Below are 18,034 nucleotides of genomic sequence, written 5' to 3' on the forward strand. Positions count from 1 at the left end.
CTCTTCTAGAAGCGGAAAGTGAGGTCGACGAGCAGACGCAGATCGGTCTCCCGATCGCCGTCATAGGGCCGGTTGATCACACTGAACAAACCGCCCACCTCGAACACGTCGTTCCAGGCATAACGCTGGCCGTAGCCGAGCAACGCCATGCCGCCGGTGCCGTGATTACGCTGGCTGTACGTACCCGCACCCGCCTGGAACTGCTGGCTCCAGGAGGTTTCATAACGGCGGTAGAGCACGTGATTGACGTTGATCAGCGGCATCACACTGAAGTCGGATTTGGGGTTGAAGTACGGCACGTCATCGGATTTGGAGTTGTGGCTGGTGCCGACTTCCAGGCCCGCATCGACTTGCACGTTCGGCGCGCTGTAGACGCCTTCGCGACCGGTGAGCAAGGCTTCGACGCGGTTGTTGCCATCACTGAAGTGCGACGGGCTCACCGACAGCCGCCACTCGCGGCTTTCGTTGGCGCGCCAGCGAATAAAACCGCTGCCACCGTTGGCCTTGATGTCGCTGTTGAGCGCGCGCAACGGCGTTTGCGCCGACAGGTATTCGAGGCTGCCGCCGTACTGCCAGTTGTCATTGATGTCGCGGGCGATCGCCAGACGCGCCCCCTGTTTGTCGCCGAAGCCATAATCGTGATTGGAGATTTCGGCTTCGAGGGTCATGTCGCGGGTGCGACGCTCCAGACCTACGCGCTGGAAGCGGTGATGGCCGGTGCCTTCGGCGAAGTCGCCAGTGGCATAACCGGCACCGGCGAACACGCGCCAGTCCTCGTCTATCGACGGGCTGTACAACGTCGTCTGGATACCGAAATCGCGACTGCCACTGACCGCACCAGCATCGCCGCTGCCACCGCCATTGGCCTTGCCGCCATAGGCTTCGACGCGCAGTTCGGACATGTCGTAGACTTCACGCTCACGGGCCAGACGCTGTACCTGACGGTTGTCCGGATAACGCGCCACCACATCGTCGGTCAGCGCATCCATCTGCCGCCATTCCTGCAACTGCATGGCGGTGCGGGCCTGAGCAACTTCCAGGCCCATGTCGCGCGGCACCATGCTTTCGGTGTCCTTGAGCTGGATTTCAGCGCGACGTGGCCAGTTGCGGGCCAGGTACAGGTCGGCTTGAGCCAGGCGCAAACCGAGGTTGCCCGGCGCCTGATCGACCAGCGTCTGCAAACGCTCTTCGCCATGGGGCAGGTCGGAGCCATATATACCGGCCTGCGCCGCGAGTTGCTGGGCGTCCATCCATTCATCGTTCGGGTTGCCTATTGGCAAGCCCTTGAGTTCAACGCGTGGACGCTGAGACTTGGCCAGGTCTTCGGCGACTTTGCGCGCTTCGTCGGCGCGATCACTTTCCAGCAGTGAGTAGTACAGCGCCGTGGTGTCCTCCAGACGATCACCGACATCGGCGTCCGGCGCCGACAGCACCTGGCGATACAGATCAGAGGCTATCTCTGGCTCGCGCTGGTCCAGATAGGCTGCCGCCACCCAGCGCTGGGCGTAGGTGGGAATCTTCACGCCTTCGGCTTGCAGCCTCTGGTATTCGCTGATGATGTCGGCGGTCCGCGCCCGGGCCTTGAGCGCGCCCATGCGGTCGATGCGCCAGCGGGTCACGTCGTCTTTGGCGCTGGCGTCGGGCGTCCAGGTGGCGAGCAGTTTGTCGTAATCGGCCAAGGCACGATCGGCGATCACGTAGCGTTCTTTTTCGCTGCGGGTCGCGAGTTCAGCGAGGCGCACGCGTTCGGCAGCCAGATCACCCTCGAGGCGGCGCAGGGTGACCGGATCGATCAGACCCGGACGCTGGTAGGCCAGGCGCAGTGCCGGTTCCGGCAGACGCGCTTTTTGCAGCGCGACCACGTATTCGCGGGCGACTTCCGGTTTGTGTCCAGCGCGGATGAAAGCCTGATCGTATTCGAACAGCGCGTCATATTGCTTGCCGGCACGGCTAAGCGCGTAGCCCAGTGCCAAACGGCGAGAAGGATCATCAGGCTTGGCGGCGACCAGCGCTTTGGCGCGAGTTACGGCTTGATCGGGTTCGCCGGCGTCAGCCTGAGTCAGGGCCAGGCCCAGTTGCAGGTCGGCGTTGTCTGGCTCCAGGGCCAAGGCCTTGTTGTAGACCTGAGTCGCCTGATCCCAACGTTTAAGGTTGCGATAGGCGCGAGCAGTGGCCGTCAGCGCCTGAATCGGCAGCACGCGGCCGCGGCCCTGGGTTTCATAGACCTGCACCACTTCGGCGTCGAGCCCGGCCCAACTGGCAATTTGCAGGTGATCGCTGATCTGTCCGGTGGTCGCCTGGCCCGGCGGTACCTGACGCAGCACCGTCAGCGCAGGCGTGGTTTGCCCGGCACGGGCGTCGCGCACCATTTCGTCATAGGGTGTATCGGCAAACGCGAGTGCCGGCCAAAGTAGTTGGCTGCACAACGCTACGCGGAACAAAGGGCGTAAACCACGATGCAATACGGGAACATCAATACGCGGCATTCGTCAGCATCCTTACATGGCTAGCCGGGTCGCAATGCCCTCCTTGCCCATTCGTAACGGAGCCAAGCCAACAACGGCTAGGCCAAGCTTGGTCAGGCAGTTTGCACGCAAGCGCGGAGCAAAATTCGGAACACAATAATTGTTCAGAATCGTGATGGCAGCTTGCTCCCGGAGCGCTGAAAACCCGAATACCAGACAGCAAAACGCCCGGCGCCTGTGCAAGACAGAGGCCGGGCGTTGCTATTAAGGACGCTGTATTACTGCACTTGCGTGACGCCCGCGAACTTGCTCATCAGGAAGGCGACGAACTGCTCGACGGTCATTTTCTGGCCGTTGAATTCCACCTGATTGGCGGCGTAATGCAGCTTGGTCACGACATTGGTGCCCTCTACGGTCGCGAACTGCGAACCAACGGCCATGCCGGAGAACATGTCGGCCGCACCGCTGGCCTGATCGACAATGGCTTTGGCGTCGGTCTGACCATCAAGCTGCGCCTGAACGCTGAGCAGATCGATCAGCATTGGCTTGGACACGACGATATTAAGATCGAGCAACGCGATCAGCTGTTTGGCCAGTTGATCCGGCGGCAGGTCCATCGATTGCGGCTTGGTCAGGTCGATCACCAGATTGGCGCGACTTTCACCATTGGCGGTTTTCAGCGAGAGATTTTCCAGCGCCACTTGCGGACCGGCCGCCAGCAGCTTTTGCAGATCGGCTTTGACCTGAGCCGATTCAGCTTCGGTCAGGTTCAGTTCCGGCGCCGGCAAGCCTGCTTCTGCAGCTTCGGCAGCGGCTTTTTCGTAAGGCTGCAATTTGGTCTGATAGATCTGCATCAACGACATTGTCGACGGGATGTCGAGGTTCTTCAGGCTGAATGCCAGGTTGGCGGAACCGATTTTCTTGTCGTTGAGGGTGACTTCGTCAACCTTGTAATCGGCGCGACCGGACGCATTACTGCCGCTTTCTTCGGTGAGGTTCTTCATCTCGAAGCCCTTCACGCCGAGCACAGATTGCTTGGTGCCGAAGGTGGTCTTGCTGTTGGTCAGTTCCAGGGTGTTGGCGCCGGTGTAGTAGCCGTAGCTGCTCTTGGCGAGGTTGCTGGCCAGGGTCAGACCGTTGAGTTCGATCTGCACGGGCGCCTGGTCTTCAGCCACGGTGACCAGTTTCAGGCTGTCCATATAGCCGTCAGCCTTGACCTTTTGCGCTTGAGCGCTGGCGGAGATATTCATGGTCAGGCCGGAGAATTTCAGGCTCGATTGCGCATCCAGTGCGGTTTCCAGCGGCAGCAGGTCGATGGTGCTGGTGGTGGATTCGTCGTAGCCGATGTTGGTCACGCCTTTGAGCGGTGCTGCACCCTTGGTCGCAGCGAACCATTTTTCGGTGGCCGGGTTCTTTTCCAGCTCGTAGTTGCTGGTGGCCATGACCGGCAGCCACTTCAGCGACACCAGACGCGAGAATGGCAGCGGGCCGTGCTCGATGTGGTCGACAAACAGCAGCTCGACCGGCGCATCGCCAAACAACTCACCTTCACCTTTGAGGCGATAGTGCGCGGTGCTGGTGAACGTGTGGCGCTCCAGCGACACCAGTTCCAGCGACGCCGTGCCGTTGGAGCCGGCCATCGCGGTTTGCAGTTCTTTGTTGGCGTTGGTGACGGCGTTGTTCAGTACGCCTTCGATCTTGGTCCCGGTGTACCAGGCCCCGCCTGCGCTGATCGCGCCAATGGCAACAACAATTCCGAGTAGCACGCCTGCTGATTTATTCATGAATGACCTGATCGATTTCCGTGGCTGAAAGTGTGGTCGTCTTCCCTGAACCCGTGACCGGGTTACGGCTCGACTCCGCTTGAATTAGCGGTGCAGATTAGCACCGGGCGCGGAAGACGGCCCAATGTTTAAAGGTGAAAGAGTGTCTATGGGGCGTGTGGACAGTGGGCAGGCTGGAAGAGTTTCGCTGTTTTTGCAGACGCCATCGCTGGCAAGCCAGCTCCCACAGAGCCTTGGGTGATCACAAAACTTGTGAACACCACAAAAACCTGTGGGAGCTGGCTTGCCAGCGATGAGGCCAGGTGATTCACAGAAGATCAGGAATACTGAACCTCAATCTCATCCAGCTGATGATCAAAGCTCTTCAACCGCGCAGTCCAGGTATACACCAGCACTTCAAAGTCCCGATCGATTACCGCGCCACTCGGGCCATCGGCGCGCGGGTCGCAGTAATCCAGTTGATAGCGCTCACGGGCCATGGCCGTGGCGACATCGGACAGTTCACGGGCATTGTTCAGCCAATGCCAGCCCTCGTCGTCGAATTGCTTGTCGAGTTCCAGGCATTGCTTCTTCAGCGCTTCGAGGCTTTTTTCCAGCGGCGTGCCGGTGAGTTCGCCCATGACCTCGGCGAAGGTACGCCCGGGTTGCCAATAGCTGCCCCAGAAATACCGGTCGAACACGGTTTCGACCCGGCGCAGGGCGACTTTGGTGTCCCAGATCAGCACCAGGGTCTTGCCTCGTTCGAGCTGTCGTTTCTTGACTCGCTGAACCTGCACAGACGCCCAGGCCACCACGACGATTGCCATCACCGCGATCAACGCCACGGCGCTGTCGAGGAAAATCATCGCCTTGTCGATCTGGTGGGCCAGCATGATGCCGTAGAAATAGGTGGCCGAAAGCAGCACCAGCGCTGCCAACGAGCACCAGAAGCCGAGAGCGTAAGGGTTTTTCATTATTGGTTTCCCCTAGACCAGCGCTAGCAATGTGCGCTGAAGGGACGCTTTTGCACGGGGCGCCCTTTCAACACTTCAAGCATAGCTACGGCGTCAGGGTTTGCTCGGGCTCGAGGCTTGCGTTCGTCCGCTTTCCCAACCGCCGCCGAGGGCGAGGAACAAATCGATCTGGCTCATGGCGACTTGAGTGTTGGCAGCGGCCAGTTGCGCGGTGACATCCGTGTAGGTGCGGGTCGCTTGCAGGTCGGCGAGGAACGACTCGCGGCCGGCCTGAAAGAAGCGGTGCGTCTGGTCTGCAGCCAGTTTCGCCGATTGCTCGGCATCGGCCAGTGCATCACGGCGCTGCAACAAGGCAGTGTACTGAGCCAGACCCGTCTGGGTTTCGCGAATGGCGTTGAGCACCACGCCGTCGAAATGCGCCAACGCGCCTTGCGTAGACGCTTCGGCCTCGCGAATGCGTGCGCGGGCACCGTTGGTCGGCACCTTCCAGCTCAGCGATGGACCGAAGCCCCAACGATTGGTCGATGGGTCGCCCAGGTCGTCGATAAGGCCGACGGTGCCGATCGTCGCGCCGATGCTGATGTCCGGGTACAACTCGCCAGTGGCAACACCGATCCCGGCGGTCGAAGCGGCCAGCCGCCGCTCGGCCTGACGAATATCAGGGCGGCGCTTGAGCAACGCGGCGCCATCACCGACCGGCACCAATTGCGCGATTTTCGGTAGCTCGGCGCAGGTCGCTGTGCCCGTCGGCAATTGATCGACGGGTTTGGCCAGCAGCATCGACAGACGAAACAGTCCAGCCTGACGCGCCGCTTCGTAACGCGGCAGGTCAGCGCGCAGAGATTTGAATTGGGTTTGCGAGCGGGTGACCTGGGTTTCGTCGCCACGTCCGGCATCGCGCAAGCGCTGGGTCAACGTGGTGCTTTGCGCTTGCAGATCGAGAGAGTGCTCTGCGATTTCCCGCTCCTCATTCGCCGCACACACCTGGGTATAGGCGCGAACCACGTCAGCCACCAACGTGATTCGCGCAGTATCAGCTGCTGCCTGGGTGGCATCGGCGTTGGCCTTCGCACCTTCGATGCCGCGTTGCAAGGTGCCCCACAGATCGAATTGATAAGAAGCGCTGATGCCGATATCGCCGACGTTATCGACCGGGACTTTTTCCGGAAGCAGGAATGCCTGACCGGATTCCTGCAAACGCTGCGCGCCCATTTTTACGCCAGCGCTCCAGCCACCCGCCGCTTCGGCTTCATCGACCTGCGCGCGGGCCCGCGACAGGTTCGCCGCCGCCACGCGCAGATCCGTGTTGGAGGCCATGGCCTGCTGCACCAGTTGATCCAGACGTGGGTCCTTATAAAGGCGCCACCAGTCAGCCGGCACCGGCGCCGAGACCACCGGTTTACCGGCCACCGCCAGCTCGCCCTGAAAATCCTTGCGCTGGACGGCCGCTTCATCGGGCACCTGATAATCCGGCCCGACCATCTGACAGGCCGAGAGCATCACGCCCAACCCGGCGATCATCAGGGCCTTGTTCATTGCTCGGGCTCCTGTTTCCTGTCGTCAATAATCGACACCGTGGCGGTCCGCCCGGCGATCATGCGGAAGTCTGCCGGCACCTCATCGAAGGCGATGCGCACCGGAATCCGCTGCGCCAGCCGCACCCAACTGAACGCCGGGTTGACGTTTGGCAGCAGGTTGCTGCCGCTGCTGCGGTCGCGGTCTTCGATGCCGGCGACGATGCTTTCGACATGCCCGCGCAGCCGCGCACGGTCGCCAATCACACGGATATCCACCGACTGGCCGACATGAATGCCGTCGAGTTTGGTCTCTTCGAAATAGCCGTCAATGTGGAAGGAGTTGCTGTCGACCAGCGACAACACCGGACGCCCGGCGGTGACGAATTCCTGAGGCCGCGGCGCACGGTCGTTGACGTAGCCATCCACCGGGCTGCGGATTACCGAGCGATCAAGGTTGAGCTGCGCGCTGTCCACCGTCACCAGCGCTTCGGCCAGCGCCGATTGCGCACGGGCGACACGCGACTGGCTCGCTTCCAGTTGCTCGGCCGGCACCAGATTACCCAATCCACGGTTTCGCTTGGCTTCACGCTGCGCTTGCGCCAGGGTTTCTTCGCGATCCGCGACCGCGGCCTTGGCCTGACGCAGCGCCAGTTTGAAACGATCCTGGTCGATGCTGAACAGCACCTGGCCACGCTTGATCAACTGGTTGTCCTTCACCTCGACCTGCTGGATCAGCCCGGAAACGTCCGGGGCGATCTGGATGATGTCGGCGCGAATGTGGCCGTCGCGGGTCCACGGCGCGAACATGTAATACATCACCATGCGCCAGACGAGGACAACGGCAAAAGTCACGATCAGCAGGGTCAGTACCACGCGACCGATGGTCAAAAACGGTTTTTTCATGTCATCAGGTATCGACTGAGTGAGTCCACGCCGTACAAAAGCACGGCGTAGAGCGCCACGTTGAACAATGCCCGGTGCCAGACCAGACGGTAAAAGTGCACGCGCGTGAGCACGGCATGCACCAGCAAAAACAGCACATAAGTGATGCCCATCAACACCAGCAGGGTCGGCAGGAAAATGCCGCTGATGTCCAGATCACCGATCATAGGGGCGCTCCATCGGGCAGCGGTTCTTCGGGCTCGGCGCTGGAAACGAATTCAACGCCGGGCAGCAATGCCAGACGCAAACCGCTCAGGGCGTGCAACAGGTGTAGCCGGGTTTCTTCGTCGCCGTGGCCATTGAGCGCACGGCGGGTGCGGTCCAGGGTCATCAGCAAAGGGCTCGGAGCCGGCAGGCGTTCGCCAGCCTTGAGGCAAGCGCGGAAATACCCGCCGACCTCGCTAACCACTTGCTGCAATAGTGCCTTCGGTATGCCGGTCATTCGCGGTGTGTAGGCGAGCAGGTCGAGCAGATTCAGGCCCACGCGCACTTCGCGCATGGCAATGCCGGTGTCCTGGCCAGTCAGCGCCAGACGCGGCAGGTGCTGCATCAGCCGATCAAGCAACTGCACGCCCAGCTTGCGGTGTTCAGCGAGACTGGCCGGCTCGGTCATGTCGACAATGTCTTTCCAACTGAAGCGGGTCAGCCGTTTGGCTGCCAGCTCGGCACCGAACGGACGCGCCACCAGTGTCCAGATGAACGCGAACAGCAGGCCGATCGGCCCCGCCAGGTTGGAGTTCACGAAGGCAAAAAAGTCCGCATCGTAAGCACCCTGAATACTGATGAACGACGAGGTGTTAACCAGCGTCAGCAGCATGCCGAGGTAGAAACGCGGCTGTACCGTCAGGGTGCCAACGCAAATAAACGGGACGGCAAACGCCAATACCAGCATCGGAAAATCGTGCAGATTCGGCAGAATCAAAAACAGGTACAGGCTGGCGAACAGCACCGACATGCCGGTCCAGAAAAAGAACCGGTAAATCTGCGGCGCCGGGTCGTCCATCGAAGCGAAGAAGCTGCACGCGACTGCCGCCAGAATCACCGCACTGCCGCCATCCGGCCAGCCGAGCAGAATCCACAGCACCGAGGCGACAATGATCGCCAGAATGGTCGACGCCACCGAATAGAGCATCAGCCCACGGTCGATAAACGGCGTCAGGCGGCCGAGGCGCCAGTGGCGATAAACCGCGCGCCAGCTGTCTTGGCGCTCGCAGAGAATTGCGTCTTGCAGACTGCGGCAGTCTTGCCACAAATCGATGAATTCGCCGAGGCGATAAATCGCGTTGGAAAACAGTAACTGCTTGCGGTCCTCAAGTGCTTCGGCGCTTGGCTGCAAGGCTTCGAGCTGATCCTTGAGTGCCTGCCAGCGGTCGAGATCGGCGTCGTTGTGGTCGAGCCATTCACGCGTCGCGGCCAACAACGGCGCGAATTTTTCCACCAGCTCCGGCGTGCGTCGTTCGAGGGCATAGAGCGAGTCTTCGAGGGCATCAATCACTGGCAACAGGTGGATCATTCGCCCGCGCAGTTCCTTGGTGTTGCGCACGGTTTGCGGCCGCGCGCCTTCGTGCGGCAACTGGCCGATCATCAATTCAAGGCTATTGAAACTGGCAACCATCGCCATGCGCAGGGCCGTGACTTCTTCGGGCTGCACGTCGCGGCTGAGAAACTTCAGGCTGTAGGTCGACGCGTCGGCGAACCATTTGCCCACGGCATCGTTGAACACCGGCGCAAGGCGACGTGGCCAGAACATCGCACCAACGACAGCGGCGACGGCAATGCCGAGGAAAATCTCTTCGGTACGCGCTTCCGCCACATCCCACACCGCCAACGGGTTATCCACCACCGGCAAGGCAATCAACGGCAGCGTGTAACCGGCCAACATCAATGCGTAACTGTTGGCGGTGCGTAAATGCAGCGACAGGAACAGCAAAATCCCCGTCCACAAGGCGATGACGACCACCAGTACAAAAGGGCTCTGGACGAACATCGGCACAAAAAACACCGCCGCCGCCGCACCGAGAAAAGTACCGATGGCGCGGTACAAAGCCTTGGAACTGGTCGGCCCGAGAAATGGGCTGGAAACTATGTAAACCGTGGCCATCGCCCAATAGGGACGCGGCATTTGCATGAGCATGGCGATGTACAGCGCGAGCATCGATGCGGCAAACGTGCGAATCCCGTAGAACCAGTCCCGGGCTGGCGGAATGCCTGAAAAAAAACCGTTCAAGAATTAACCACCACGGGCGGATGGGCCGCCTCAAAAGCTCTGAGTACCCGAAGCGTAGCCTCCAGATCACTCTGGTCGATGCCTTCGAGTACTTCGTGACGCAGACGCACCAATTCGACTTCCACCGCTTGCACCAACTCACGACCGGTGTCGGTCAGGCTCAGGCACTTGGCGCGGCGATCCTGTGTGTCTTCGGTGCGACAGACATAGCCGGCGTGGCACAACTGATCGAGCAGTCGCACCAGCGACGGACTCTCCATCCCGGCCGCCTGTGCCACTTGCACCTGGCGCACACCCTCGCCCAGCCGCCCGATCATTAATAACGGGACGGCGCAGGCTTCGGAGATTCCATAGTTGACCAGCGTGGTCTGGCAGATCTTCCGCCAATGCCTGGCGGCCACCACCATGGCACTGCTGATGTTCATCTGGAGAGCGTCGAGGGAATTGGGCACGGGAAAATAGATACTGTTAGTTTGCTAACTATCAATATCGCATTGGAGGGGAAATTCAGTCAAGTTTTGAAACAAATCTCTCCATTGGTCGCAGGGAGGCACCGCAAAGTTCCTATATAGATCCCTACGATGTATATACCTCGTCAGTACAAGACCTTTTTCAGGGAGACACAAGATGTCAAAACATGCCGTCTTTACGATGAAACTCGAGCCAGAATTGCGCGACCAATTTATGGCAGAGGCTGAAGCCTCACACCGTCCCGCGTCGCAGATCATGCGAGAAATGATGCGTCAGTTTGTTCAGGCTCAACAGGAAGCCAGAGAGTACGAAGTCTTTTTGCAACGTAAGGTCAATCTGGCACGAGAAGCAATGGCGGCCGGTGAAGGCATGTCCAACGAAGAAGTTGATGCACAATTCGCCGCCAGGCGCCGGCGGGTAGAAAATCAAGGATGAAGATTATCTGGACTAAAAATGCAGTACAGGATCGTGAAGATATTTGGGACTACCTTCACGCCGAAAACCCCAAAGCGGCTCTCGAAATGGATCGCCGCTTCACTGAAGCGGCTTCCCGAATATCCCAAAACCCCAAAATCGGTCCGGCCGGCATCATTTCTGGCACTCGCGAAATAATCCCCCACTCCAGTTATCGTCTCGTCTACCAACTCGATCCAGATGTGATCTGGATAATGGCGCTGGTTCATACAGCGCGGGCGTGGCCTTTCCCAGGGTAGTGACTACCTCTCCCGTCCCTTACGCAACAACACATTCAACTGATCCACCACTTCTGCCCAATCCGCATCATCGAGAATCTCGTCCCGCAAAAAATCCGCCTGGCTTTTGCTCCAGAAAAACGCGTCCGCCAGATGCAGCTCTGGTTTGAGGGGGGAATGGGTGGCGATGAATTGGTCGATGCTGACCGGGTCGTTGTCCAGGCCCAGTTGTTTGAATAGCGACGGGAGGCTGTGGTTTGGGTTTTCCATTGATGAAGTCCTTGAATGACGCGGTGAGTGGAAGAATTTTCGCGAGCAGGCTCGCTCCCACAGGTTGAACTCGATCTCGGTGGGAGCGAGCCGGCTCGCGAAAGCGTCAGCGAGACCGGTACAAAACCTAACGACTCAACTCCCGCACCTGCGCATGGACTAACCCGTGCGGTCTCCAGGCTGCTGGACGAGTGGCGGTGGGCGACGATGTCATATTCGCAATGCGCCCGGACCAGGCTGCTTTACACCTTTTTGGCCATTCGCATGATGCAACTCGGAGTTGCGCTGGAGGGTTGTCGCCGTGTCTCTGAGTCTAGTTCGACAGGCTGCAGGCGAGGGAAAATCCGCTCACCGGACACATCCGCACACTGATCAATATTCAGGCAGCGCGAGGCTCAACTAGACTCAAACAACCACCCCACGATTCTCGCGGAGGGTCACGTGAACAGCCGATGTTGTGCGTTTGTCTGGTTACTCCTGCTGAGTGGGTCGGCCTTCGCCGCCGACACCTCATTGCCGCCGATGAGCCCTGTCGGCTTATGGCTGATCACCTTGGGTATCGTTTTTTTGATTGCCGAAGCCGCGCTGCCCAATTACGGCGTGATTGGCCTGGGCGGGATCATCATGTTCGTCATCGGCGCGCTGAGTTTCGCATCCTGCGTGAATACGAGCGCGGGGTGGTATTCCAGCTCGGGCGTTTCTGGCAGGTCAAAGGCCCAGGGCTGATCCTGCTGATTCCGGTGGTGCAGCAAATGGTTCGGGTCGACCTGCGCACCGTGGTTCTCGATGTGCCCCCGCAGGATGTAATTACCCGCGACAACGTTTCGGTGAAGGTCAATGCGGTGCTGTATTTCCGCGTGCTCGATCCGCAGAAGGCCATCATCCAGGTCGAAGATTTCCTCTCCGCCACCAGCCAACTGGCGCAGACCACGTTGCGCGCCGTGCTCGGTAAACATGAACTGGATCAACTGCTGGCCGAGCGCGAGCAGTTGAACATCGACATCCAGCAAGTGCTCGACGCGCAAACCGATACCTGGGGCATCAAGGTCGCCAATGTCGAGATCAAACACGTCGACCTGAATGAGTCGATGGTGCGCGCCATCGCCAAACAAGCCGAGGCAGAACGTGAACGGCGGGCCAAGGTAATCCACGCCGAAGGCGAACTGCAGGCCTCGGAAAAGCTCATGCAGGCCGCCGAAATGCTCGGCCGCCAGCCCGGTGCCATGCAACTGCGCTACATGCAGACCTTGACCTCGATTGCTGGCGACAAGAGTTCGACGATTGTCTTTCCGCTACCGATTGAGTTGCTCAAGGGCATGGCGGACTTGTCGGGAAAATCCTGACGTCATCCCTCTATTGTGCGCCATGGGTTTTTTGTCGATGGCTAAAGCCTTTTCTACGGATTACTGGTGACAACTTCTGCGGGATACACCGACTCCCATCCCCCACCCAACGCCCGATACAACCCGACCATCGCCAGCGAAACCCCGGTCGAACTCTCCACCCATTGCTCCTGCGTTGCGAGCAACGCACCTTGCACAGTAAGCACATTGACGAAGTCGGCCACGCCTTCGACGTATTGCTGTTGCGCGGTGCGCAGGGCGATCTGGTTCTGGCGTACGGCCTCGGCGAGACTGTCGCGGCGGCGTTGGCTGGCGTTGTAGGCGGTCAGTTGATCGTCAATTTCGTGCCAGGCACGCAGCACGGTCTGCTGATAGCCGATCGCTGCTTCCTGTTGCTGGGCTTCGCGTAACTGCAATACGCCGCGCAGGCGACCGCCATCGAACAGCGGCAGGCTGAATTGCGGGCCGATGCCAAATGCACGCGAGCCCCAAGAGCCGAAATCACTGAGCTGCAGCGCTTGCGAACCGAGGTTGCCGGACAGGGTGATGCGCGGATAGAAATCACCCTTGGCCACACCAATGTTGGCGGTGGCGGCATGCAGTCGCGCTTCGGCTTGACGGATGTCCGGCCGGCGTTCAGCCAGTTGCGACGGCAGGCCGATAGCAACTTCGAGAGGCGACTGTGGCACCGCGGCGTCTGTGGATAATTCTTTATTCAGAGCCTGCGGTGGCTCGCCTATCAACAGGCTGATCGCGTTGATCAGTTGCGACTGGCGCTGTTCGAGCGCAGGCAAGCGGGACTCGATGGCGGCGACTTGCGCAGCGGCTTCGGCGACGTCCAGATCGGTCGCCACGCCATCATTGAGGCGCAGCTGCGAGAGCTTGAGGCTGTGGCGGGCGACGTCGAGATTCTGCTCGGTGACGGCACGAGTGTTCTGCACGCCGCGCAGCTGGATGTAGTTCTGCGCAGTGTCGGCGAGCACCGCCAATAGCACGCCGCGACGGTCGTTTTCGGCGACTTCGAGGTTGGCGTCGGCGGCTTCGGTTTCCCGGCGCACGCGGCCCCAGAAATCCAGTTCCCACGAGGCGGAGAAACCGGCGTCCCAAAGGTTGAAGGCCGAATCGCCGTTGTGCCCGGACGGGTCATTCAGGCCTTCGCCGCTGTTGCGTTTGCGGCCGTAACTGCCGGTGGCGGCGGTATTCGGGTAGCGCTCGGCAGTGATGACCTGACGTGCGGCACGGCTCTGTTGCAGGCGACTGCTGGCCAGTTTCAGGTCGAGGTTGCTGCGCACGGCGCGCTGGGTCAGGGCCGACAGTTGCGGGTCGTTGAAGACTTCCCACCAGCGCTCGTCAAGGGGCTCGCTGACCGCTTGGCTGGGCGCGGATTTGGCTGGTTTTGCCCAGTTGGCGATTTGCGTGGCTTCGGGTTTGTGGAAGTCGGGGCCGACGGTGCAGGCGGTGAGGCCAGCAGCGATCACGACTGTGGATATCAATCGCTGCAAATTGCCTCTTCGCGAGCAGACTCGCTCCCACAGGTGGAACGCATTGCACATTGTGGGAGCGAGCCTGCTCGCGAAGGCGTCGGTTCGGTCAACTCGATTCATCGCTGAGTCACCTCACGCACCGGAGTCGCCGCCGTACGCGTATCAATACTCGCCTCCACCGACATACCCACCCGCAGGCGCTCGGCCAATGGCTGGCCCGGCTCGAGCATGATCTTCACCGGAATCCTCTGCACAACCTTGGTGAAGTTACCCGTGGCGTTGTCCGGTTTCACCGCCGCAAACGTCACGCCGGTGGCCGGAGCAATGCTTTCGACGCGACCGGTCAGCGCTTCGCCACCCAGGCTATCAACGCGCACCTGCACTTCCTGCCCAGGCTGCACATCGGTCAGTTGTGTCTCCTGAAAATTGGCGACCACATAAGCCTGCTTCAACGGCACCACTGCCAGCAGTTTGCTGCCCGGCGTGACATAAGCGCCGACACGCACGGCACGCTCGCCGACCATGCCATCCTGCGGTGCGGTGATGCGTGTGTACGACAGTTCGAAACTGGCGATTTCCAGTGCCGCTTGTGCGTGTTTCAAACTGCCTTCGGCGGCATCTCGCTGGGCGGCGAGGATGTCGACCTGCTTGCGCTCCGCCGCCAGTTTCGCGCTGGCCGTGTCAAGGCGCGCACTGGCTTGATCGATGCGGGTGCGGGCCTGTTGCGCGTTCTGCACGGTACCGGCGCCGACACCGGCGAGGTGGTTGTAGCGATTCAATTCTTGCTGGGCGAAGGCCATTTCAGCCTTGGCCGACACCACTGAAGCTTGCGCCTGAGCGATCACCGAAGTCTGACGTTCCAGCGTCGCCTTGGCGTTCTGCAACTGCGCCCGGGCGACCAGGGTTTGCGCATCCGCCGCCTCGGCAGAAGCGCGCAAATCGCGATCATCGATCAACGCCAGCAACTGCCCCGCCGTCACTTGCTGGTTGTCTTCCACCAGCACTTCCTTGATGAACCCGGCCACGCGCGGTACCACCAGGGTGTAGTCGGCGGAGACGAACGCGTCGTTAGTGTTCTGCTGAGTGCGTTTGCCGAACAGGCCGGGCATCGCCAGATACACCAGCACGCCAACAGCCAACGTGGCCGCCAGGGCCACCGCGAGTTTTTGCTTTGCTTGAGTCGTCATGGAAACCTTCATTTTCAGTACAGCAATCAGGTCGGCGCGCGCGGTGGAAAGATCCGCGTCGGCAGCCAGAAAATCAGCAGGATCAGCGTCACTGCGACGCCCGCCATGCACACATAGAGATCGGAAGACGTCAGCACCACCGCTTGTTCGTGGAGGCGATGGGCGAGGCCCGGGTCGCTGCGGTCGGCCAAAGGCGAATTGCCGAGGCTGTCGACCAGCATGGTCGAGTGAAAATGCAGACGCGATGTGGTCAGCGCTTCGATCACTCCTGTGGCGACTACCGCCGCCAGGCCCTTCACGGTGTTGAACCACGCTGAAGCGAACGGCCCGTCCATGGGCTGGATGCTGCCGGTCGATAGCATCAGCAGCGGCAGTACCGACATCGGCTGGCCAAAAATCTGCAGCCATTGCAGGACATAGAAATTGTCGCGAATCCACTCCGAAGTCAGCAGCGACCCACCAAGACAGGACAGCGTCAGCATGCTCAAACCAATCCCCAGCACCCAACGGCAATCGACCCAGCGCAGGTTGCACAGGGCCGCCACCAGCGGCAGCGCGATCAACTGCGGCAACGCCGCGATCAGCATGATCGGCGCGGTCTGCACCGGCCGATAACCCTGCACTTGCGCCAGATAGCTCGACGGAATCAACACCACTGCTTGCAGCACGATCAACACGCCAGCCAGCGTCATAAGCGCGAACGCCAGGTTGCGGATACCGAGCATCTGCAACTTGAAAAACGGAATCGGCTGCGACCACTCGTTGATCAGAAACGCCACCAGCAGCAGCGATCCCGAGATCAGCAACGCGCTGATCAGGTTCGATTCGAACCAGTCCAGCCGATTGCCCTGCAACAGGCCGATCACCAACATGCAGATCGCCGGAAAGCCCAGTAGCAGGGCCTTCCAGTTAAACGCCTTGAGACGCTCAAGGCGCAGTGGATCCTGCGGGATGCCGTAAGCCACCATCACCATGGCAATCAGGCACGGCACGATGATTTGCCAGAACGTCCATTGCCAGCCGACGTACTCGGTCCATAACCCGGCCAGCGGTGTACCCAGGCCCGGGCCAAAAGTGGCGGTCAGCGCATAACCGGCCAGGCCGTAAAGTTTGAAATTGGCCGGCAGGAAGCGCAGCGCAACAGTCATCAGCATCGGCGGCAACGCGCCGCCCGCCAACCCTTGCAAGGTGCGCATCAGCAGCAGGCTCTCGTAATTCGGGGCGAACGGACAAAGCAACCCGAGCAAGGTGAACAGGCTGATTGCGCAGAGGGTGAAGCGACGCAACGAAAAGGTCACCGAGCACCACGGCGCGAAGGCCATGGCCGCGACCGAGGTGGCGGTGTAACTGGCAACCAGCCAGGTACCTTCGTCGTAACCGATATTCAACGCGCCGCGAATGTCGGCCAGGGCGACCTTGGTCACCATCTCGTTGAGGCCCGACACCAGCACCGCCAGCAGCACGCCGACCAGCCCGATGATGATCCGCGCCCCGAACACCGGGGGCGTGACCGCCGTCGCCGGGCTGGCCGCAGCAAGAGTCGCCGGGACCGTCAGGGATGTCATGAGTGCAAACTCCGGAGGGAAAAATACCGGAGCATCTTAGTCGGGCTTAGTGCTGACGAAAATTGACTTGTTGGCAGGTTATAAGTGCGCCTGACGCAACTATGCAAGATCAAAAGATCGCAGCCTTCGGCAGCTCCTACAGGGAATGCATTTCAATGTAGGAGCTGCCGGAGGCTGCGATCTTTTGCTCTTCAAGGTTGGGCAGCGAGCCAGGTTTCGTCGCAGCAACTTTTGAGGGTTTCACGCAGCCAACGGTGTGCCGGATCCTTGTCAAAACGCGGGTGCCAGGCCTGAGTCAGCATCAGTGTCGGCAGCGGGATCGGCAGGTCGAATGAGCGCAGTTTCAATCCCAATCGCCGCACACTCAGCAACGCTTCCTTGGGCACCGGCAGGATCAGGTCAGAGTCCGGCAAAGCGAACATCGCCGCATGGAAACTCGGCGCGATCACCGCCACTCGCCGCTCCAGGCCCATTGCATTCAGCGCCGTATCGATAGGGCCGCGGGCAATGCCCCGGCGCGACATGCTGATATGGGAGAACCCGGCGTAGCGCTCGGCGGTGATTTCGCCGTCGAGCAGTGGATGATCCTCGCGCACCAGACCAACAAAATGCGTGGAAAACAGGTTCTGGACTTTGACTTCCGGGGTCACCGGGCGGGTGTTGCTGACGCTCAGGTCGATGCGCCCTTCGCGTAGCGCTTCATCGTCGCCATCGCCTTCCGGGACGAAGCGCAGTTCGCAGTGCGGCGCGACTTGGTCGAGGGTGTCGAAGAGCTTGCCGCCGTAAACGCCGACAAAAAAGTCGTTGGCGCGGATGCTGAAGCGCCGGCGCAAGGTGCTCAGTTCCACTTCGTCAGCCGAACGGAACAACAGAGCGGCCTGCTCGACTACATCGCGCACCTGCTCGCGCAATTCCAATGCTTTCGGGGTTGGCACCAGCCCCCGACCGGCGCGCACCAGAATCGGGTCGCCGATGGCTTCACGGATCCGCGTCAAGGTCCGGCTCATCGCCGCCGGACTGAGGTTCATCCGCCGCGCGGCGCCAACCACGCTGCCCTCGTCGAGCAAGGCGTCGAGGGCGACCAGCAAGTTCATGTCCGGGAGTTGCATGCTGAGCACTCTTGGCTGATCTGGA

Annotated in this window: 15 protein-coding genes and 3 pseudogenes; 4 read left to right on the top strand and 14 right to left on the bottom strand. The window is 60.5% G+C overall.

The genetic code is table 11. The features are described 5' to 3' along the window. Window positions 1–5: 5 nt before the first annotated feature. The 8 genes from pgaA to JJD74_RS18295 all read right to left on the bottom strand — a co-directional run bounded on the left by pgaA (window position 6) and on the right by JJD74_RS18295 (window position 10,313). A complete protein-coding gene (gene pgaA / locus JJD74_RS18260) occupies window positions 6–2,486 on the bottom strand; it encodes a poly-beta-1,6 N-acetyl-D-glucosamine export porin PgaA (protein WP_200616432.1) in 2,481 nt (826 codons plus the stop codon). 257 nt (window positions 2,487–2,743) lie between these two features. Further along, window positions 2,744–4,249, bottom strand: a complete 1,506-nt coding sequence (locus JJD74_RS18265) for a YdgA family protein (protein WP_200616435.1) — start codon at window positions 4,247–4,249, stop codon at window positions 2,744–2,746. Between the two features lie 317 nt (window positions 4,250–4,566). Continuing rightward, window positions 4,567–5,202, bottom strand: coding sequence for a hypothetical protein (locus tag JJD74_RS18270; protein WP_047299246.1), 636 nt, complete (start codon window positions 5,200–5,202; stop codon window positions 4,567–4,569). A gap of 93 nt (window positions 5,203–5,295) precedes the next feature. Beyond that, window positions 5,296–6,738 carry an efflux transporter outer membrane subunit gene (locus JJD74_RS18275; protein ID WP_042557044.1) on the bottom strand — a complete coding sequence of 481 codons (1,443 nt, stop codon included), beginning with the start codon at window positions 6,736–6,738 and terminating at the stop codon, window positions 5,296–5,298. Continuing rightward, window positions 6,735–7,622 (bottom strand): efflux RND transporter periplasmic adaptor subunit, encoded by an 888-nt coding sequence (locus JJD74_RS18280; protein WP_047299245.1) that lies wholly within the window; start codon window positions 7,620–7,622, stop codon window positions 6,735–6,737. The genes JJD74_RS18275 and JJD74_RS18280 overlap by 4 nt, the downstream gene beginning before the upstream one ends. Beyond that, window positions 7,619–7,828, bottom strand: coding sequence for a DUF1656 domain-containing protein (locus tag JJD74_RS18285; RefSeq protein ID WP_007917703.1), 210 nt, complete (start codon window positions 7,826–7,828; stop codon window positions 7,619–7,621). The genes JJD74_RS18280 and JJD74_RS18285 overlap by 4 nt, the downstream gene beginning before the upstream one ends. Continuing rightward, entirely contained in the window at window positions 7,825–9,888 is a 2,064-nt protein-coding gene (locus JJD74_RS18290) for an FUSC family protein (RefSeq protein WP_047299244.1), read from the bottom strand. The genes JJD74_RS18285 and JJD74_RS18290 overlap by 4 nt, the downstream gene beginning before the upstream one ends. After that, window positions 9,885–10,313, bottom strand: a complete 429-nt coding sequence (locus JJD74_RS18295; RefSeq protein ID WP_042557041.1) for a MarR family winged helix-turn-helix transcriptional regulator — start codon at window positions 10,311–10,313, stop codon at window positions 9,885–9,887. Before JJD74_RS18295 ends, JJD74_RS18290 begins: the two co-directional genes overlap by 4 nt. A 202-nt stretch (window positions 10,314–10,515) precedes the next feature. On the opposite strand from JJD74_RS18295, the gene JJD74_RS18300 reads away from it, so the two are divergent. Together JJD74_RS18300 and JJD74_RS18305 are read left to right on the top strand one after the other, a co-directional pair. Continuing rightward, window positions 10,516–10,794: a CopG family ribbon-helix-helix protein gene (locus JJD74_RS18300; protein ID WP_042557040.1), complete on the top strand. Its 279-nt coding sequence runs from the start codon at window positions 10,516–10,518 to the stop codon at window positions 10,792–10,794. Next, window positions 10,791–11,072 (top strand): type II toxin-antitoxin system RelE/ParE family toxin, encoded by a 282-nt coding sequence (locus JJD74_RS18305; protein WP_200616439.1) that lies wholly within the window; start codon window positions 10,791–10,793, stop codon window positions 11,070–11,072. Before JJD74_RS18300 ends, JJD74_RS18305 begins: the two co-directional genes overlap by 4 nt. A gap of 3 nt (window positions 11,073–11,075) precedes the next feature. Here JJD74_RS18305 and JJD74_RS18310 read toward each other — a convergent pair whose 3' ends face one another. Together JJD74_RS18310 and JJD74_RS31495 are read right to left on the bottom strand one after the other, a co-directional pair. Continuing rightward, complete coding sequence (locus JJD74_RS18310; RefSeq protein ID WP_200616442.1) at window positions 11,076–11,321, bottom strand: DUF2789 domain-containing protein; 246 nt, start codon at window positions 11,319–11,321, stop codon at window positions 11,076–11,078. A gap of 158 nt (window positions 11,322–11,479) precedes the next feature. Further along, window positions 11,480–11,557 (bottom strand): annotated as a pseudogene (locus tag JJD74_RS31495) (aminoacyl-tRNA deacylase); the annotation flags it as partial. Between the two features lie 205 nt (window positions 11,558–11,762). Between JJD74_RS31495 and JJD74_RS30860 the strand changes: the two are divergent. Both JJD74_RS30860 and JJD74_RS18315 read left to right on the top strand, forming a co-directional pair. After that, window positions 11,763–11,966, top strand: a pseudogene (locus tag JJD74_RS30860) (NfeD family protein); the annotation flags it as partial. Between the two features lie 5 nt (window positions 11,967–11,971). Next, window positions 11,972–12,664, top strand: a pseudogene (locus JJD74_RS18315) (slipin family protein); the annotation flags it as partial. A gap of 53 nt (window positions 12,665–12,717) precedes the next feature. On the opposite strand, the gene JJD74_RS18320 reads toward JJD74_RS18315, so the two are convergent. The 4 genes from JJD74_RS18320 to JJD74_RS18335 form a co-directional block, all read right to left on the bottom strand. Beyond that, window positions 12,718–14,268, bottom strand: coding sequence for an efflux transporter outer membrane subunit (locus JJD74_RS18320; protein WP_200616445.1), 1,551 nt, complete (start codon window positions 14,266–14,268; stop codon window positions 12,718–12,720). Further along, window positions 14,265–15,335, bottom strand: coding sequence for an HlyD family secretion protein (locus tag JJD74_RS18325; RefSeq protein WP_200616448.1), 1,071 nt, complete (start codon window positions 15,333–15,335; stop codon window positions 14,265–14,267). Before JJD74_RS18325 ends, JJD74_RS18320 begins: the two co-directional genes overlap by 4 nt. A 26-nt stretch (window positions 15,336–15,361) precedes the next feature. Further along, entirely contained in the window at window positions 15,362–16,900 is a 1,539-nt protein-coding gene (locus JJD74_RS18330) for an MFS transporter (RefSeq protein ID WP_200616450.1), read from the bottom strand. A 191-nt stretch (window positions 16,901–17,091) separates the two neighbouring features. Then, entirely contained in the window at window positions 17,092–18,009 is a 918-nt protein-coding gene (locus JJD74_RS18335; protein WP_200616452.1) for a LysR family transcriptional regulator, read from the bottom strand. Window positions 18,010–18,034 lie beyond the last annotated feature (25 nt).

It is taken from the genome of Pseudomonas sp. MF6776 (genome assembly GCF_016613125.1).
Taxonomy (GTDB): domain Bacteria; phylum Pseudomonadota; class Gammaproteobacteria; order Pseudomonadales; family Pseudomonadaceae; genus Aquipseudomonas; species Aquipseudomonas iridis.

Coding starts and splice junctions, on each gene's coding strand:
- JJD74_RS18310 (WP_200616442.1), bottom strand. CDS start 11,321: ATGGAAAACCCAAACCACAGCCTCCCGTCGCTATTCAAACAACTGGGC.
- JJD74_RS18285 (WP_007917703.1), bottom strand. CDS start 7,828: ATGATCGGTGATCTGGACATCAGCGGCATTTTCCTGCCGACCCTGCTG.
- JJD74_RS18335 (WP_200616452.1), bottom strand. CDS start 18,009: ATGCAACTCCCGGACATGAACTTGCTGGTCGCCCTCGACGCCTTGCTC.
- JJD74_RS18330 (WP_200616450.1), bottom strand. CDS start 16,900: ATGACATCCCTGACGGTCCCGGCGACTCTTGCTGCGGCCAGCCCGGCG.
- JJD74_RS18300 (WP_042557040.1), top strand. CDS start 10,516: ATGTCAAAACATGCCGTCTTTACGATGAAACTCGAGCCAGAATTGCGC.
- JJD74_RS18325 (WP_200616448.1), bottom strand. CDS start 15,335: ATGACGACTCAAGCAAAGCAAAAACTCGCGGTGGCCCTGGCGGCCACG.
- JJD74_RS18265 (WP_200616435.1), bottom strand. CDS start 4,249: ATGAATAAATCAGCAGGCGTGCTACTCGGAATTGTTGTTGCCATTGGC.
- JJD74_RS18270 (WP_047299246.1), bottom strand. CDS start 5,202: ATGAAAAACCCTTACGCTCTCGGCTTCTGGTGCTCGTTGGCAGCGCTG.
- JJD74_RS18295 (WP_042557041.1), bottom strand. CDS start 10,313: ATGAACATCAGCAGTGCCATGGTGGTGGCCGCCAGGCATTGGCGGAAG.
- JJD74_RS18305 (WP_200616439.1), top strand. CDS start 10,791: ATGAAGATTATCTGGACTAAAAATGCAGTACAGGATCGTGAAGATATT.
- JJD74_RS18275 (WP_042557044.1), bottom strand. CDS start 6,738: ATGAACAAGGCCCTGATGATCGCCGGGTTGGGCGTGATGCTCTCGGCC.
- pgaA (WP_200616432.1), bottom strand. CDS start 2,486: ATGCCGCGTATTGATGTTCCCGTATTGCATCGTGGTTTACGCCCTTTG.
- JJD74_RS18320 (WP_200616445.1), bottom strand. CDS start 14,268: ATGAATCGAGTTGACCGAACCGACGCCTTCGCGAGCAGGCTCGCTCCC.
- JJD74_RS18280 (WP_047299245.1), bottom strand. CDS start 7,622: ATGAAAAAACCGTTTTTGACCATCGGTCGCGTGGTACTGACCCTGCTG.